The sequence below is a fragment of the Novosphingobium sp. LASN5T genome, assembly GCF_003856955.1.
Taxonomy (GTDB): domain Bacteria; phylum Pseudomonadota; class Alphaproteobacteria; order Sphingomonadales; family Sphingomonadaceae; genus Novosphingobium.
Window position 1 is genome coordinate 98,125 of record NZ_RQSI01000002.1, and the last position, 15,979, is coordinate 114,103.

The following is a 15,979-nucleotide window of genomic DNA, read 5'->3' on the forward strand; positions in this document are numbered from 1 at the left end:
AAACGGCAGGCTCGCGCATGGGAGCGCGATGAACGACGCATCCCCTGCCCCCCAGCTTTCCGGCGAGGAACTTGTCAGCGGCCTGCTGCGCCTGCTCGACGTTGATGATCTGGGCGGCGACCGATTCCTTGGCAGCCGCAAGCCCGGCGGCGTCGGCCGAGTCTTCGGCGGACAGGTCATTGGACAGGCACTCGCGGCGGCCGAACGCACCGTGCCGGAGGATCGCCCGGTCCATTCGCTTCACGCCTATTTCCTGCGCGGCGGCAACGAGGACTACGAGATCGATTTCCGCGTCGAGCGCGATCTCGATGGCGGCAGCTTCTCCAACCGTCGCATCGTCGCCAGCCAGCTGGGCAAGCCGATCCTGACCATGCTGGCCTCGTTCCACCGGCGGGAGCCGGGCGTACGCCATGCGAGTGCGATGCCCGCCGTCCCCGCGCCCGAGGAACTGGTCAACGAGCGTGAACTGCGCCGCCGCCATCTCGACAAATTGCCCAAGTCGCAGCAGGAATTCGTGCTCCGCCAACGCCCGATCGACCTGCGGCCGGTGGAGCCGGAACGCTGGACCACGGCAAAGCGGATGGAACCCGTCGCGAACACCTGGTTCCGCAGCATGGCCGCTCTGCCGGACGATCCGAAGATCCACCGCGCGGTGCTGGCCTATGCCAGCGACATGACGCTGCTGGGCACCTGCACGCTTCCCCACGATCTGCGCTGGGACAAAGGCAACGTGATGAGCGCCAGCCTCGATCACGCGATCTGGTTCCACGACGATTTCCGCGCCGACGAGTGGCTGCTCTATGCCTGCGACAGCCCGTGGGCGGACCATGCGCGCGGGTTCAACCGGGGCAGCATCTATACGCGCGACGGCCGGCTGGTCGCCAGCGTAGCGCAGGAAGGCATGATCCGGCCGATCGCGCCCAAAGCCTGACCCGGTACCGTCACGCACGATTCCACAAGCCGTCGCAACCTTTCGACGGGCGTGCTTGACCCGCCGGAGCCTTGTGCGAGCATGGCGGGATGAAGCTGCCTTATCCCATCCTCGCCATGCTGGCATTTGCTCCGCTGCCCACCGGCGGTTCCGCCGCCATGGCAGAGGCCCCCGCGCTATCGGGCTTTCCCGTCGATGTGGCGATACCCAAAGCACCCGCGCCGGTGGTGACCGATGGCCGCGCGCGGCTGCTTTACGAACTGCGCGTCACCAACTTTCACACGGCGCCGATCGATCTGGCGGCACTGGACCTGCTCGACGATGCGGGAACGGTACTGGCCCACTATGCTCCGGCCGATCTGGCCGCGATGATCGGCACTATCGGCCCGGAACCCACGCCCGGCACCGAACGTACGCTGGCCGGCGGGCGAACCGGCGTGGTGTTCATCGATCTTGCGCTTCCCGCCGGCGCAAAAGTGCCGGCGCGCCTGGGCCATCGCCTGACTTTCTCGCTGACACTGCCCGATGGAAAGACGATCGAACGGTCGCTGACCGGCCCGGCCACTCCGGTCGACGCGCCGGCCGTGGTGATCGCCCCGCCACTTGCCGGCGACGGCTGGCTGGCCGCCAACGGTCTGGCCGCACCCGATCACCGGCGTTCGTGGAACGCGATCAACGGGCGGGCGCATCTGGCGCAGCGCTTCGCGATCGACTGGGTCCGGCTCGACAACAAGGGTCGCTTCCTCGCGGGTGACCCCGGCCGCAACGAAAGCTATCCGGGCTACGGTGCGCCCGTGCTCGCGGTGGCGGATGCCAGGGTGGTCTCGATCATCGACGATCTGCCGGAGAACGCCGGCGCCAACCCGCAGGAAGGCCGTCGTCCGACGGTGGAGACGATCAGCGGCAACACCGTGATCCTGGACCTGGGGAACGGCGCTTACGCCCTCTACGGCCACCTTCAGACGGGGAGCGTTCTCGTCCATCCGGGAGAGGCCGTGCATACCGGGCAAGTACTGGCCAAGCTGGGCAATTCGGGCAATTCCGATGCGCCGCACCTGCATTTCCAGTTGATGGACGCGCCATCCGCGCTCGGTGCGGAAGGCCTGCCCTATGCCATTGCCCGTTTCACCATGGCGGGCGTGGCCAGCGATCCGGCCGTGCTGGATGGAAAGGCCGCCTGGAAAACATCGGGCCTGCCCCATGCCATTGCCGCCGAATTTCCCGACAACAACGCGGTCGTCAGCTTTCCCTGAACGCGTGCTATCCGTTCGGCCGGTTATCCGTTCGGGTGGTAGAAATCGTACACGGTCTGGGCCACCGCTGAGCTGACGCCGGGCGCGCGCTGCAGATCCTCCAGGCTGGCCGCGCGCACCTTTCCCGCCGTGCCGAAGTGCAGCAGCAGCGCCCGCTTGCGCGCCGGGCCGATGCCAGGGATTTCATCGAGCGGGCTGGCCGTGATCGCGCGGCTGCGCTTTTCGCGGTGCGCGCCGATGGCGAAGCGGTGCACCTCGTCACGCAGACGCTGCAAGTGGAACAGCACGGGTGAATTGACGGGCAGCGTCTTCTCCCGCCCGTCCGCGAAATGGAACACTTCCCGCCCTTCGCGGCCGTGGTGCGGCCCCTTGGCGATGGCGATCAGCGGCACGTCGTCGATGCCGAGTTCCTCCAGCGTCTCGCGCACCGCGCTCATCTGGCCCTTGCCACCGTCGATCAGGACCAGATCGGGCCAGACGCCGCTTTCGCGATCCGGGTCTTCTTCCTGCGCCCGGGCGAAACGGCGGCGGAAGACCTCGCGCATCATCGCGAAATCGTCGTTGGATTGCGCCGCCTTGATGTTCCATTTGCGGTACTGGCTGTTGAGGAAGCCGTCCGGCCCCGCCACGACCATCGCCCCCAGCGCGTTGGTGCCCTGGATATGGCTGTTGTCGTAGATTTCGATGCGCTGCGGCACCTCGGGCAATTCCAGAAACTCCGCCATCTCGCGGTTGATCTTCGCCTTGGTGCCGGTTTCGGCCAGACGCCGCTCCAGCGCTTCCACCGCGTTGCGGCTGGCCTGCTCCATCAGCCGCCGCCGGTCGCCGCGCTGCGGCACTGAAATCTCGACCTTGCCGCCGGCGGCCTCCTGCAGGGCCTCCGCCAGCAGATCGGCTTCCGGCAACGCCCGGTCGACCAGGATCAGGCGCGGCGGCGGCACCTCCTCGTAGAACTGGGCGAGGAAGCTGGTAAGCACCTCGGCTTCCTCCAGCCCTTCGGTGTGGCTGGGGAAGAACGCCCGGTGGCCCCAGTTCTGTCCGCCCCGGATGAAGAAGGCCTGGATGCCGATATGCCCGCCCTTCGCCGCCATGGCGAAGACATCGGCGTTGCCCACGCCTTCCGCGTTGATCGCCTGGCTGCCCTGGATAAACGTGGCCGCGCGCAAGCGGTCGCGCAGCATCGCCGCCCGTTCGAAGTCGAGCGCTTCGGAAGCCTGCGCCATCTGCCCTTCGATCTCGCGCTGCACGGCGGACGACTTGCCCCCCAGGAAATCGCGCGCCTGCCGCACCAGATCGGCATAGTCGTCCTCGCTGACCCGCCCCACGCACGGCGCCGAACAGCGCTTGATCTGGTAGAGCAGGCATGGACGGTCGCGCCGCGCCATGAAGCCATCGTTGCACGAGCGCAGCAGGAACAGCTTCTGCAGCGCGTTGATCGTGGTGTTGACCGATCCGGCGCTGGCGAAGGGGCCATAGTAGTTCCCCTTCGCCTTGCGCGCGCCGCGATGCTTCATGATGCGCGGAAACGCGTGGTCGGTGCGCAGCAGGATGAACGGGAACGATTTGTCGTCGCGCAGCAGCACGTTGTACGGCGGGCGGAAGCGCTTGATGAGCTGCGCTTCCAGCAGCAGCGCCTCGGCTTCCGAATTGGTCGTGACAATCGTCATCGACCGGGTCTGGCTCACCATGCGCCGCAGGCGGTTGGGCAGGCGTTCCACCTGGGTATAGTTGGTGACGCGGTTCCGCAGCACCCGCGCCTTGCCCACGTAAAGCACATCCCCGCGCGCATCGTGCATGCGATAGACGCCGGGCTTGGCGGGCAGCGTGCGCACCACCTCGCGAATGGTCTCCACGCCCTTGTCGATATCCGGCTGGTCCGACCCGCGCAGCGCGTAGGTCGCCTTGTCCTCGTGGAAACGTTCGGACGATTGCCGGTCAGGGGGAACGGAGCCGCGGGCCATGGTGGTCCAGATAAGCGCTGTCCTCCGCTTTGGGGAGATGCCTGCCGCTGCGCGCGGTGGACAAACCGGGCACATCCACCCGCGCCGCCTGACGGCGTCGGCATGGGCTTCCCTTTTTTCTCGCGGGACGCTATGGGCGCGCCGCGCGGGACTGTTTCCGACAAGCTTGCGACACACGCAACCAAGCGAAAAGGCATCCGAAAGCGCCGATGGCGAAAGAAGAACTCCTCGAAATGCGCGGCACGGTGGTGGAACTGCTGCCGAACGCGATGTTCCGCGTGCGCCTTGAAAACGATCACGAGATCCTGGGCCACACCGCCGGCAAGATGCGCAAGAACCGCATCCGCGTACTGGTGGGCGACGAAGTGCTCGTGGAACTGACGCCCTATGACCTGACCAAGGGCCGGATCACCTACCGCTTCATGCCCGGCCGGGGCGGCCCCGGCCCCTACTGATGGCCGGCGTACCGACGCCGCCTTCCCCGCTGCCGCCTCTGGTCCTGGCCTCCGCCAGCCCGCGCCGCCTCGAACTGCTGGCACGGCTGGGTGTGACGCCCGACAGGGTGCTGGCCACCGACATCGACGAAACACCGGGCAAGGGCGAACTGCCCCGCACCCACGCAGTCCGCCTCGCCGCGGAAAAGGCGCGCGCCGCCGCCGCATTGGCGCCCGGCGCGCTGGTGCTGGCGGGCGATACCGTGGTGGGCGCGGGCCGACGCATCCTGCCCAAGGCGGAAGACGAAGCCACCGCGCGCGCCTGCCTGGCGCTGCTCTCCGGCCGCCGCCATCGCGTGTTCTCGGCCGTCGCCGCCGTCACGCCTGACGGAACCCTGCACGAGGCGCTGAGCGAGACGATCGTCCGCTTCAAGCGCTTCACGCAGGAAGAAACCGACGGCTACATCGCGAGCGGCGAATGGCGGGGCAAGGCAGGCGGCTATGCCATCCAGGGCAGCGCGGAAGGGCTGTGCCTGTGGCTTTCCGGCAGCCACTCCGGCGTGATGGGCCTGCCGCTCTACGAAACCCGCCTGCTGCTGCGCCGCGCGGGATTCCCGCTTGGCTGAATGGCTGCACGAGGCCGGGATCGGCGAAGAACGCGCGATCCTTGTGGAACGGGGCGAAATCATCGCCGCGCGCGTCGACTGGGGCGAAATGCTGCGCCCCGGATTCATCGGACCGGCCCAGGTGATCGTGAAGCACAAGGGCGCCCGGCGCGGGATCGCGCGGTTCGCCGATGGCGGTGAAGCGCTGGTCGATGGCCTCGATCCGGCGGTCACGGAAGGCGCGACGGTGCTGCTGCGCATAACCCGCGCCGCGATCGCGGAAAAAGGCCGCACCAAGCTGCCGCAGGCACGCGCCGCCGCTGCGGACGCCGCGCCCTCCCCTGCACCCAGCCTGCTGGAAGACCTGCGCGCCGGCCCCCTGCCGGTCCGTTCGGTGCCGGTCACGGACCGCACCTTTGACGAAGCCGGCTGGCACGAACTGCTCGAACAGGCGCAAGGCGGCGAGATCGCCTTTGCCGGCGGCAGCCTCCTCGTCAGCCCCACGCCCGCGATGACGCTGATCGACATCGACGGCACATTGCCGCCGCCAATGCTGGCCCGCGCCGCCGTCCCCGCGATTGCCGCCGCCCTCGCGCGGCTGGACATCGGCGGATCGATCGGCATCGATTTCCCGACGCTGGCGGACCGGAGGGACCGCCTTGCAGTCGATGCCGCTCTCGCCGAAGCGCTGGCCGGATGGAAGGGCGAACGCACGGCCATGAACGGCTTCGGCTTCGTCCAGCTCGTCGCCCGGCTCGAACGGCCCTCGCTGGTCGCGCGCTTCGCCCGGCACCCCGCCGGTGCCGCGCTGCGCACCCTGCTGCGCCAGGCGGAACGGGTCCCCGATCCCGGCGTGCTGCTGCTGACCGCCGCTCCGGCGCTCCGAAGGGCCGTGCCGGCGGAATGGGAAGCCGAACTGGTCCGCCGCACCGGGCGCTGCGTGCGCTGGCACGAAGACGCGGGTCTTGCTCTCGACGGCGGATTCGCGCAGGCAATCGCGGCATGACCCTCAAACCCTCTCCCCGCGTGAACGGGCAACGCCGCTGCCCGATCTGCGGCAAGCCCCGCGTGGAAGCCCACGCGCCGTTCTGTTCTACCCGCTGCCGCGATCGCGATCTGGTGCAATGGCTGGACGATGGCTATGCCCTCCCCGGCCCGCCGGCCGATCCCGATGCGCAGGATTGAACTGTCCCCGCCGGCGTTCGGCAGATAGAGGTGAAAAGTGCAAATCAGGGCTGGACAAGCCAGCCGCGCTTCGCTATAGGCGCGCTTCCATTCGCCAGACACCCTCTCGAGGGAAAGTCCGCAGCGATGCCCGGGTAGCTCAGTTGGTAGAGCACGTGACTGAAAATCACGGTGTCGGCGGTTCGACTCCGTCCCCGGGCACCATTGGCTTGTTCGCCAAACCCCGCCAAAGCTTGAAAAAACCCCGGAAATCTGCCACTTTTAGCGTCGGCTTTACCGCTGATGTCCGCCTTTGCACGCCCGTAAGCGGGTGATTCTGGGGGCCACTTTGAAACCGGCGAAAGGCGTGCCCCCAATGGCTCTGACGGACACCGCAATCCGCAACGCGAAGCCTCAAGCGGCACCATAGCGCACTCATGCGTGTCCTGATCGAACTTCGCCAGGCGGCGGGGCGACGCCGCTCTTGGGACACGCTAATCGCGCGCGAAACCTAAGGCAGAGGGATGGTCTCGTCGATCGTGACAAGGCCCTGCCCTTCGGCCTCGATGGCCGCCGCGACTGAAGGCCGCCGGCCGACAAGGCGAAGCAGCGCGGCGATGCGGGGAAAGGGCGCCAGGGAAATTTTGAAATACCGCGTCCAGCTGGCGATCACGAAGAAATAGGCATCCGCGGCGGTAAACGTTGCCCCTGTCAGAAAGGGGCCAACAAGATCGCGCTCGACCTGCGCAAGACGGCCCTCGATCCGCTCCAGCGCAACGGCGCGCGCGCGTTCGTCAAGCGGCCAGCGCAGCGGTACGAAGCTCTTGTGCAATTCGGCGGCGGTAAAGCTCTGCCATTCGAGCACCCGGTAGCGCTCCATCGTGCCAACGGCGGGAAGCAGATCGTCGCGGCCGAACCGTTCGCATAGATATTGGGCGATCACGATGTTCTCGGTCAGCCATGTATCGTCTTCAAGCAGGAGCAGCGGCACCATCCCGCGGGGGGCGACGGCGCGATAGTCCGAACCGTCCGGTCGGCGCTTCAGCGATACGTCGACCACTTCAAGCGCGAAAGGCGCGCCGATCTCCCGCAGCAGGATATGGACGGAGAGCGAACTTGCGCCGGGATGGGTAAACAGCTTCATCGCGGGCTTCGCTTTCATTCCAGCAACGCCGCCCCGGCATTCGGCACATGTATCAAGGCAGGGCGATCCCTCTCACTGCTCTCGCAGTTCCCGCACGCTCGCCGCGGTCAGATTCGAGGCCTGCGTTCCGAACCGGGCGGTAACGTAGTTGGCAACCGCCGCGATCTCCGCGTCCGAATAGGCGGCATGGAAGGCCGGCATGTAGGGACCGGGCGAATGCGCCGAACCACCGCCGTTCAGCACCATCAGCGCGACATTGGTGCCGGTGCGATCGTTGACGGCCCGGATACCGGTCAACTGCTGGAAAGGACTGACAGCTCCCTTGCCGCTCCACGCGTGGCAACTGACGCAAGCCTGCTCGAACACGCGCTTGCCGTGAGGATTGCCCGTCGGGCCTTGCGAAGCGACGGGGTTGGCCGGCCCGGCCATCGCGGGCAGGCCAGAGCTGTGAATGGAGGGAATGGTGCGCAGATAGGCCGCGATCGCGGCAACGTCCGAAGGTGTCAGCCGCCCGGTGCTCAATGAAACCACCTCGGCCATCGGACCGGAGGCGACACCGCGTTGCGGCGCATGCCCGCGCGCAAGATAGCTGACGAGGTCGTCCGACGACCACGCCCCGATGCCGCTCACCTGATCACCGGTGATGTTGTAGGCGTTCCAGCCTTCGGCAGCGCCGCCAGCGAACTTCTGTCGGGTGTTCATGGCCTGCATCAGCGTGCGCGGCGTGTGGCATTCGCCGCAATGGCCGGCCGCTTCGACCAGATAGGCGCCGCGGTTCCACTGGGCATCGCGATCGGCGACCGGACGGAACACCGGTTCGCGGTTGAACAGCGCTCCCCAGATCGCCATCAGCCAGCGCTGGTTGAAGGGGAAGCTAAAAGTGTTGGGCAAGTTTGCCTGCCGCACCGGCGCCAGACTGGCGAGATAGCGACGGATCGCCAGCACATCGTCATCGGTCAGCATGGCGTAGGATGCGTAGGGGAATGCCGGGTAGAGCCGCTGGCCATCGCGGCCGATGCCCTTGTGCACGGCGCGCACGAATTCGGCATCGCTCCAAGCCCCGATACCGGTCTCCCGGTCGGGCGTGATGTTGGGGGTGTAGATCGTGCCGAACGGCAGCTTGAACGCACGCCCGCCGGCAAATGGCTTGCCACCCTTGGCGGTGTGACAGGCCTGACAATCGGCGGCCTCGGTCAGATAGCGGCCCTTCGTGAGCGGATCAGCCGACGCCAGTTCGGATGGAACCCCGGTGGGCGACCGTCCGCGGTAGGTGGCCAGATCGACCTGACGGCCGCCCGCGAACGCCAGCGGCCCCGGCAAGGCCACTTGCCACCAGGCAAGTCCACCAGCGATGGCAAGCGCCGCAATGGCGCCAAGGAAGATCGTTTTGCGGGTGCCTTTCATCGCCAGGCGCTCTTGCTTAGCAGGGAGGGATCGACGGGCATCCGGCTGAGCTGGATGCCCGTTGCGGCGTAGATGGCGTTGTTGAGCGCGCCCTGGACGGTGACCGTGCCAGGTTCGCCGATCCCGCCGGGTGCCTCGGCGCTGGGCACGATATGGACCTCGATCTGCGGCATCTCGTCGATGCGGACGACGCGGTAGTCGTGAAAATTGCTTTCCTGCGTCCGCCCGTTCGCCAGGGTGATCTGGCCATAGAGCGCGGCGGAAAGGCCAAATACCATGCCGCCCTGTATCTGGGACACGATGCCGTCCGGATTGACGGGCGTTCCGCAGTCCACCGCCGTGGTCAGCCGCTTGACCGCCACCGTGCCGTCCTCGGCCACGACAACTTCGGCCACGGTGCAAAGATACGTACCGAACACGTATTGCAGATTGATGCCACGCCCCGCGCCCGCCGGCAGCGGCGTGCCCCAGCCCGCTTTCTCCGCGGCCAGATCGAGCACCGCGCGGGCGGGTTGATGTTTGCCGATCAGGCTGCGGCGAAAGGCGAGCGGGTCCTGCCGCGCTTCGCGCGCCACGCGATCAACGAAGCTTTCGGTGGCGAACACGTTCATGTTGGGTCCGACGCCGCGCCAGAACGCGGTGTACACGCCGCGTGGTTCGTGGCGGACCCAGTCCACGAGCAGGGCGGGCATGTCGTAGGGCGTCTCGGCCGCGCCATCGACGGCATCGCTATCAATTTTGCCGTCGTAGGCGGGTGGCAGCCAGCGCGCGACCACGCTGGGGCCGACAACGCGATGCGACCAGGCCTCGACCTTGCCGTTCGCGATCCTGGCCTTGAGCCAGGCGCCATAGACCGAGCGATAGGGCGCCCGCGCTACATCCTCTTCCCGGCTCCAGACGACCTTGACCGGGCCATCGACATGTTTGGCGATACGCACGGCCTTGCGGACCCCGTCCACCTCCAGGCGCCGGCCGAAGCCGCCACCGATAAGATGGTTATGGACCGTCACCTGGTCCGGACTCAGACCTGCCTCTTGCGCGGCAGCCCGCTGCGTCATCGTCATCACCTGCGTGCCAACCCAGACCTCGCATTTTCCGGACGTGAGGTGGACGGTGCAGTTCATCGGCTCCATCGGGGCGTGGGCCAGGAGAGGCAAGGCGTAGTGCGCCTCGATCACGCCATCGCCCGCCAATTTCGCCGCTGCGCCGGTATCCAGCGCGACGTGTGCCTCTGCTTGCGATGCCTTTTCCAGATCCGCCCACAAGTCGGCAGTGCCCAGTGCGGCATTGGGACCATCGTTCCAGGTGATGTCCATCGCCGCCAGCGCGCACATCGCCGCCCAGCTGGTTTCGGCCACCACCGCGACCATGTCATCAAGCACGATCACCTGCTGCACGCCGGGCAGCGCCTTGGCCGGGCGGTCATCGACCCGCACGACCTTCCCGCCTACCACCGGAGCGCAGGCCAGCGAGGCGAACCGCACGCCTTCGGGCATCGCGTCGATACCATAGCGGAGCGAGCCATCGACCTTGTGCGCGGTATCGAGCCGTCGCTGCGAATGGCCGATAAGGCGGAAGGTTTCTGGCGACTTGAGCGGCGGATCGGCCGGAACCGGCTCGCGCGCGGCCTGTGCGGCCAGCGCGCCATAGGCAAGGCGTCGACCGCTGGGCTGGTGGACGACTTCACCCGGTTCGGTGCGGCATTCCGCCGCCGGCACATGCCATTGCCGCGCGGCCGCCGCGATCAGCATGGCACGGGCGCTGGCGCCGGCCTTGCGCATGACCGGCCAATAGCCGCGCACCGATGTCGAACCGCCGGTGGCCTGCACCTTGAAGATCGGATTGCCGTAGAGCGCGTCGTCGGCCGGCGCCTCTTCCAGCTTGACCGCCTCAAGCGCGACATCCAGTTCCTCGGCGATCAGCATCGCCAAAGCGGTGTAGATGCCCTGCCCCATCTCGGTCTGCGGCATCACCAGGGTTACGTTCCCGTCCCCAGCCAGGCGGATGAAGGCGTCGGGGGCGAAGGCTGCGGAGGCGGGGGCCGCGCCGGTTGCCGCAACCACCGAAACGCCCCGGACGGTAAGGCCAAGCACCAGCGCACCGGCGCCAAGCGACGCGCCGCGCAGCACCTGTCGGCGCGAGAGAGCCGGATCAGCCATGACGCGCCGCCTCCTTGATGCCCTCGCGGATACGCACATAGGTTCCGCATCGGCAGATGTTACCAGCCATGGCGGCGTCGATCGCGGCATCATCGGGCGTCGGATTGCTGGCCAGCAGGGCCGCGGCCGACATGATCTGGCCAGACTGGCAGTAACCGCACTGGATCACGTCCAGATCGAGCCACGCCTTCTGGATGCGCGCGCCGGCCGGGGTCGTACCGATCGCCTCGATGGTCGTGACCGGCTTGTTGCCAATCTCCCCAACCGGCAATTGGCAGGACCGGACGGGTGCGCCATCCAGATGGACGGTGCATGCGCCGCATTGCGCGATGCCGCAACCGAACTTGGTGCCGGTCAGCCCCAGATCGTCGCGCAGCACCCAAAGCAGCGGTGTTTCGGCATCGACTTTGACCTCACGCTGCTGGCCGTTCACGTTAATGGTCGTCACGCCTGATTCCTCCGATTTTCGGGCAGGTTACGCCAGATCGGATGCCGCGGACAGACCTACCTGTGTATGGTTTTGGCCGGCAAAAAGGGGCAGCGGGGAGTGGAAGCCTTAAAGGACGCCGGCGCACGCCTGCAAAGGCGCTTGTCGCAAGCGCAAGGCCAGACGATCCAGTGCATGAACATTCCGAAGCTCAGCGTCTGGAGCGCTGCTGCGGCACGACCCCGCCCAGCCGGGCATTCAGTCCAGGGCAGCGATACCCGGCACCGTAAAGCTGAATACCGCGCCGCCGCCCGGCTCGTTCCGCACATGCAGGTTCCCCCCCATGCCCTGCACCGCGTTGCGGCAGACCTGCAGCCCCATCCCCATGCCGGTCGCCTTGGTGGTAAAGAACGGTTCGAACAGCTTGTCGAGGATATCGTCCGGGATACCGGGACCGGTATCCCGCACCGAAACCGCGATGCCTTCGGAAGCGTTCGAGATTTCGACGGTGATCTTCCGCGGATCGGTCCCCGCCAGCATTGCCTCCGCCGCATTGGTGATGAGATTGACCAGCACCTGCTGGAACTCGACCGGATCGGCGAGGACGAGCGCAAGATCGGGATCGCAGTGCAGCACCAATTGCGCCTCTGCCCTCCTGACCTCGCTTTCGAGCAAACCACAGGTGGCCCGCGCCAGCGCGCTGATATCGACGCGCCGCAATTCGCGGCGCCGCGGCGCAAGACTCTCGCGCGTGTGCTCGACAATCGCCTGAACACGGTGAACCGTCCGGGTCAGCCGCTCGATGCCACGGATCGCCGCCTCAAGATTGGGTGTTTCCCCGGTGAGCCAGCGCACGGTGGTCTGCACATCCATCGCCATCGACGCGATGGGCTGGTTCAGTTCATGCGCGATGGTGGCGGAATAGGCACCCACCGTTGCAATGCGGTTGGCCCGCGCCAGTTCGTCCTGCGCGGCGCGGCGCGTCTCCTCGATCCGCTGCTGTTCGGAAAGGTCGACGAGGTTTGACAGGTGCAGGTCGTCCGACAGCCGGTTCACGTTGAAATGAACGGGTATCCGGCGGGAATCCTTGCCGATCAGCACGGTCTGCCCGGAAATATGCTCTTGATCGTAATAGACCATCTCGAGCTGGCTTATCAGGACGTCGCGGCCGTCCTCGGCGTTGTGCGCGGGCGGGTTGGCCGCCAGTTCGGCAAGGTCCGCATAGCCCATCATCTGGGCGAGCGCCCGATTGACCCGCGTGGTCCTGATATTCGACAGGCATTCCTCGAGAACCTGCGGATTTTCGTCGAAGTACGCCTGCAAATCCTGGACGCCTTGCGCCTTGATGCGTTCGAGGATGGGCTTGGTCAGGCTGAAGTCCATCTCGGCGAAGCTGATGCCGCCCACGTCGAACAGACTCGAATAGCGCGCTTCCGTGCGCAGCAGTTCGGCCGTCCGCTCGGCGACCCTGCGTTCGAGGTTGGCCATCAGGTCATTGACGCGCTGCTGGGCCAACACCTCGTTGTGCATGTCCGTCGCGCCGCCATAGAAGCGCAGTATCTCGCCGGTCTCGGCGGACCGCACCGCCCGGCGTGCCATCGACATCCAGTGATAGCTGCCGTCCTTGTGCCGCAGACGGACCTGGCAGGCGATATCTTCGCCGGTTTCCAGTGACCGCGTTAGCACCTGGCGCAATGGCCCGATATCCTCGGGATGGACGCATTCGCGCCAGGTTTGCCCGGCAATGCCCTCCTCTCGTTCAACGCCGGTAATCTCGGTGAAGCGCTGGTTGAGAAAATCCCATTTCCCGTCCGCCGTCGAGCGCCAGAGCAACTGGGGAACCGAATCCGCAAAAACTGTCAATTCCCGTTGGCTTTCTTCCAGTTCGTTGCGGACCTTTTGCAGTTCCTCCTTCGCGGTTACCTCTTGATGTACGTCGGAAAGCCCGCCGAAGCGCTCGATCTCGCCGGTGATGGGTGAGCGGACTGGCTTGTCGTAAATTTGCATCCAGCGATACGAACCGTCGGCCTGGCGCACGCGGACCTCGAGGTCGGTCAGGGTCTGCGTGGCGACCGCATGGGGAACCGCGGCATGAAGCGCGGCAAGGTCATCCGGGTGGACGACATCGTTGTAGCGCTCGTTCGCCAGCACGCTTGAGCGATCCAGTCCGGTTACATGGGTCCAGTGTTCGTTGAGGTATTCGATCTCACCCCGCGGGTTGGACCGCCACAGCACGAACGGGACCGAGTTGAGGAAATGTTCGATCTCGGCCCGGCGGCGGTCTGCCTCCGCGCTCGCCGCGCGCAGGCGTCGTTGGCTTAGCAACAGGAATGCGACAACACCGATCGCGATGCAGGGGAACAGCGCCTGCGCTGCGGCAGCAAGCGGCGCCGGGTCCGCCTGCGCCAGAAGCCGGGCGGCGAAAGCCAGCGCCATGCAGACAGGCGCTCCGACGAGAACCGCGATTTCCCCGCCGCCCGCAAGGGCCGCTGCGACTACGACTAGATGGAGAATGGAAACAGGCAGATTATTCGCAGAGGCCCGGTCGAGGAAAAACACCACCCATGCCATGAAGAAGGCGCCAGGCAGCCAGAGATAGCTGTATTTGCGGTCGGTCATGCCAATCGGTCCCATCGCCCAATCTGCCTGTCATTCCATCGCTATTCGCGCCTGACAAGCCGCCGCAGCGCATGAGCCTAAGGTCAAACCCCTATTGCCGCCTGAGCAAGTACGAAGCCGCCTGGAAGCGGCCCCGGCCCGTGCGTGAACACCATTGTAGCCATATGGTGCTCGGCCGCGATGGCTGCGCGCTGGTATGCCCTCCCCCTACCTTGTTCTGTCTGGCTATCGCAAACCGCCATGCTCAAGCTCTCCGCGAAAGGAGAACCCCTTGAACCAGCACAAGACAGCGCCGACGCAGCACGTCGTGGTCGGCGAAACGCGCTATGCCTATCGTCGGTTCGGCGACGAAGGAGGAAACCCCATCGTGCTTCTCCAGCATTTCACTGGAGGCATGGATCACTGGGACCCCTTGCTGACCGACGGCCTTGCCCGCAAACGCCCGGTCATCCTGGTCAACAACGCCGGGGTCGCCAGTTCCACGGGCACCGCCCCACCGACGATCGAGGGCATGGCCGGATGCATCGCCGAATTTGTCGATGCACTCCAACTTCGCACGTTCGATCTGCTCGGCTTCTCGATGGGTGGCATGGTCGCGCAGGCGTATGCCAAGCAGCATGGCGACCGCGTGCGCAAGCTGGCGCTGCTAGGCACCAGCCCGCGCGGCGGCGAACCCACGCCCTATCAGGCCGAAGTGGCACAGCGCGCCAGTGGCAACGCCAACCTCGAGGACTTTGCCTGGCTGTTTTTCGGCCATTCCGAAGCGGGCCGCGCGGCCGCGGCGGCATTCTGGCAGCGCCGGCATGAACGAACAGAAGATGTCGATCCGCCCAGCGGCATGGCCACGATCATGGCGCAAGTGGCCGCCGGACGGGACTGGCTTGTGCCCCACGGCGAACGCTTCGCCGATCTTGCGGCGATCAGCTGCCCGACGCTGGTCGTCAATGGCAGCCTCGACGTGATGCTGCCAACGATCAATTCGTTCCATCTCCAGCAGCATCTGCCCGATGCGCAACTCATCCTCTATCCCGATGCTGGCCATGCGGCACAGTTCCAGTATCCCGAACTGTTTCTGGCCCATCTCCTCCTGTTTCTCGACGGACACTGAGCAGCCTGCGGACGATTGCCGCCCGCTGCCGAATGAAGGACACGCTATGGATCCCCTCGCTTCTGCAACCATTGCCGCCCATGGCGGGCTGGACCAATGGAAGCGCTTCACCACGCTTTCCGCGCGGCTCGCGCAAGGCGGTGCGCTTTGGCCGCTCAAGGGGGTCGGCGGCGTGCTGGACGATACCGTGGTGACCATAGACCTGACTCGCCAACAGGCCTCGCACGCGCCCTTCGGCGATGCGGCGCGCAAGTCCGCGTTCGCGCCGCATCGGGTTGCGTTGCTGTCCGGCGCGGATACCGTGCTGGAAGAACTGGCCGACCCGCGCGCCTCGTTTGCCGGGCATACGCTCGAAACCCCGTGGACCGAACTGCAGCTGGCCTACTTTGCCGGCTGCGCGATGTGGACCTATCTGACGCTCCCCTTCCTGCTGGCCGAGCCGGGAGTCACGGCGCAGGAAATCGAACCCTGGGAGGAAAGCGGGGAGCAATGGCGCCGCCTGGCGGTGACATTTCCCGCGCACATCGCCACCCACAGCACGCACCAGACGCTTTACATCGGCAATGACGGCCTGCTGCGGCGCCACGATTACGACGTCGAGATCGCCGGGAACACGCCGGGCGCCCACTATCCCGCAGACTATGTCGAAGTGCAGGGCATCCGGTTTCCCACCCGCCGTCGCATCTATCCGCGTCAGGCCGATGGCAAACCGATGGCCGAGCCGCTCGTCGTGTCGATCGATCTCGGCGACATCGTGCTGCGCTGATGCA

General features: G+C 66.3%; 14 protein-coding genes and 1 tRNA gene. 9 read left to right on the forward strand and 6 right to left on the reverse strand.

The features are described 5' to 3' along the window. Positions 1–28: 28 nt before the first annotated feature. Positions 29–931, forward strand: a complete 903-nt coding sequence (locus EH199_RS02830) for an acyl-CoA thioesterase II (protein ID WP_124807747.1) — start codon at positions 29–31, stop codon at positions 929–931. Positions 932–1,020: 89 nt separating this feature from the next. Then, positions 1,021–2,184 (forward strand): M23 family metallopeptidase, encoded by a 1,164-nt coding sequence (locus EH199_RS02835; RefSeq protein WP_124807748.1) that lies wholly within the window; start codon positions 1,021–1,023, stop codon positions 2,182–2,184. 23 nt (positions 2,185–2,207) lie between these two features. Here EH199_RS02835 and uvrC read toward each other — a convergent pair whose 3' ends face one another. Beyond that, positions 2,208–4,145, reverse strand: coding sequence for an excinuclease ABC subunit UvrC (gene uvrC, locus EH199_RS02840; protein WP_124807749.1), 1,938 nt, complete (start codon positions 4,143–4,145; stop codon positions 2,208–2,210). A 209-nt stretch (positions 4,146–4,354) separates the two neighbouring features. Here uvrC and infA point away from each other — a divergent pair, with 209 nt between their 5' ends. From infA to EH199_RS02865, 5 genes are all read left to right on the forward strand, one after another. After that, entirely contained in the window at positions 4,355–4,600 is a 246-nt protein-coding gene (gene infA / locus EH199_RS02845) for a translation initiation factor IF-1 (protein ID WP_100866134.1), read from the forward strand. After that, positions 4,600–5,205: a Maf family nucleotide pyrophosphatase gene (locus tag EH199_RS02850; protein WP_124807750.1), complete on the forward strand. Its 606-nt coding sequence runs from the start codon at positions 4,600–4,602 to the stop codon at positions 5,203–5,205. The genes infA and EH199_RS02850 overlap by 1 nt, the downstream gene beginning before the upstream one ends. Continuing rightward, positions 5,198–6,190, forward strand: coding sequence for a ribonuclease (locus EH199_RS02855; protein WP_124807751.1), 993 nt, complete (start codon positions 5,198–5,200; stop codon positions 6,188–6,190). The genes EH199_RS02850 and EH199_RS02855 overlap by 8 nt, the downstream gene beginning before the upstream one ends. Next, the gene (gene yacG, locus EH199_RS02860; protein ID WP_124807752.1) at positions 6,187–6,369 is read left to right on the forward strand and encodes a DNA gyrase inhibitor YacG; all 183 of its coding nucleotides are present in this window, start codon (positions 6,187–6,189) and stop codon (positions 6,367–6,369) included. The genes EH199_RS02855 and yacG overlap by 4 nt, the downstream gene beginning before the upstream one ends. 128 nt (positions 6,370–6,497) lie before the next feature. Continuing rightward, positions 6,498–6,573 (forward strand) — tRNA-Phe (locus EH199_RS02865). 286 nt (positions 6,574–6,859) lie between these two features. On the opposite strand, the gene EH199_RS02870 is transcribed toward EH199_RS02865, so the two are convergent. The 5 genes from EH199_RS02870 to EH199_RS02890 all read right to left on the reverse strand — a co-directional run bounded on the left by EH199_RS02870 (position 6,860) and on the right by EH199_RS02890 (position 14,101). Continuing rightward, entirely contained in the window at positions 6,860–7,510 is a 651-nt protein-coding gene (locus tag EH199_RS02870; protein ID WP_223806438.1) for a glutathione S-transferase family protein, read from the reverse strand. Between the two features lie 54 nt (positions 7,511–7,564). Beyond that, positions 7,565–8,896, reverse strand: coding sequence for a cytochrome c (locus EH199_RS02875; RefSeq protein WP_124807753.1), 1,332 nt, complete (start codon positions 8,894–8,896; stop codon positions 7,565–7,567). Beyond that, positions 8,893–11,055 carry a xanthine dehydrogenase family protein molybdopterin-binding subunit gene (locus tag EH199_RS02880; protein ID WP_190287090.1) on the reverse strand — a complete coding sequence of 721 codons (2,163 nt, stop codon included), beginning with the start codon at positions 11,053–11,055 and terminating at the stop codon, positions 8,893–8,895. Before EH199_RS02880 ends, EH199_RS02875 begins: the two co-directional genes overlap by 4 nt. Next, positions 11,048–11,503, reverse strand: coding sequence for a (2Fe-2S)-binding protein (locus EH199_RS02885; RefSeq protein ID WP_124807755.1), 456 nt, complete (start codon positions 11,501–11,503; stop codon positions 11,048–11,050). Before EH199_RS02885 ends, EH199_RS02880 begins: the two co-directional genes overlap by 8 nt. A gap of 237 nt (positions 11,504–11,740) precedes the next feature. Continuing rightward, positions 11,741–14,101: a PAS domain-containing protein gene (locus EH199_RS02890; protein ID WP_190287092.1), complete on the reverse strand. Its 2,361-nt coding sequence runs from the start codon at positions 14,099–14,101 to the stop codon at positions 11,741–11,743. A 271-nt stretch (positions 14,102–14,372) separates the two neighbouring features. Between EH199_RS02890 and EH199_RS02895 the strand changes: the two genes are divergently transcribed. Together EH199_RS02895 and EH199_RS02900 are read left to right on the forward strand one after the other, a co-directional pair. After that, positions 14,373–15,209, forward strand: coding sequence for an alpha/beta fold hydrolase (locus tag EH199_RS02895; RefSeq protein WP_223806439.1), 837 nt, complete (start codon positions 14,373–14,375; stop codon positions 15,207–15,209). Between the two features lie 46 nt (positions 15,210–15,255). Continuing rightward, complete coding sequence (locus tag EH199_RS02900; protein ID WP_124807758.1) at positions 15,256–15,975, forward strand: hypothetical protein; 720 nt, start codon at positions 15,256–15,258, stop codon at positions 15,973–15,975. The last annotated feature ends 4 nt before the right edge of the window (positions 15,976–15,979 follow it).

Bases quoted from the DNA above. Each gene is read 5' to 3' on its own strand.
- EH199_RS02830 (WP_124807747.1), top strand. From the start codon at position 29: ATGAACGACGCATCCCCTGCCCCCCAGCTTTCCGGCGAGGAACTTGTC.
- EH199_RS02835 (WP_124807748.1), top strand. From the start codon at position 1,021: ATGAAGCTGCCTTATCCCATCCTCGCCATGCTGGCATTTGCTCCGCTG.
- uvrC (WP_124807749.1), bottom strand. From the start codon at position 4,145: ATGGCCCGCGGCTCCGTTCCCCCTGACCGGCAATCGTCCGAACGTTTC.
- infA (WP_100866134.1), top strand. From the start codon at position 4,355: ATGGCGAAAGAAGAACTCCTCGAAATGCGCGGCACGGTGGTGGAACTG.
- EH199_RS02850 (WP_124807750.1), top strand. From the start codon at position 4,600: ATGGCCGGCGTACCGACGCCGCCTTCCCCGCTGCCGCCTCTGGTCCTG.
- yacG (WP_124807752.1), top strand. From the start codon at position 6,187: ATGACCCTCAAACCCTCTCCCCGCGTGAACGGGCAACGCCGCTGCCCG.
- EH199_RS02870 (WP_223806438.1), bottom strand. From the start codon at position 7,510: ATGAAAGCGAAGCCCGCGATGAAGCTGTTTACCCATCCCGGCGCAAGT.
- EH199_RS02875 (WP_124807753.1), bottom strand. From the start codon at position 8,896: ATGAAAGGCACCCGCAAAACGATCTTCCTTGGCGCCATTGCGGCGCTT.
- EH199_RS02880 (WP_190287090.1), bottom strand. From the start codon at position 11,055: ATGGCTGATCCGGCTCTCTCGCGCCGACAGGTGCTGCGCGGCGCGTCG.
- EH199_RS02890 (WP_190287092.1), bottom strand. From the start codon at position 14,101: ATGACCGACCGCAAATACAGCTATCTCTGGCTGCCTGGCGCCTTCTTC.
- EH199_RS02900 (WP_124807758.1), top strand. From the start codon at position 15,256: ATGGATCCCCTCGCTTCTGCAACCATTGCCGCCCATGGCGGGCTGGAC.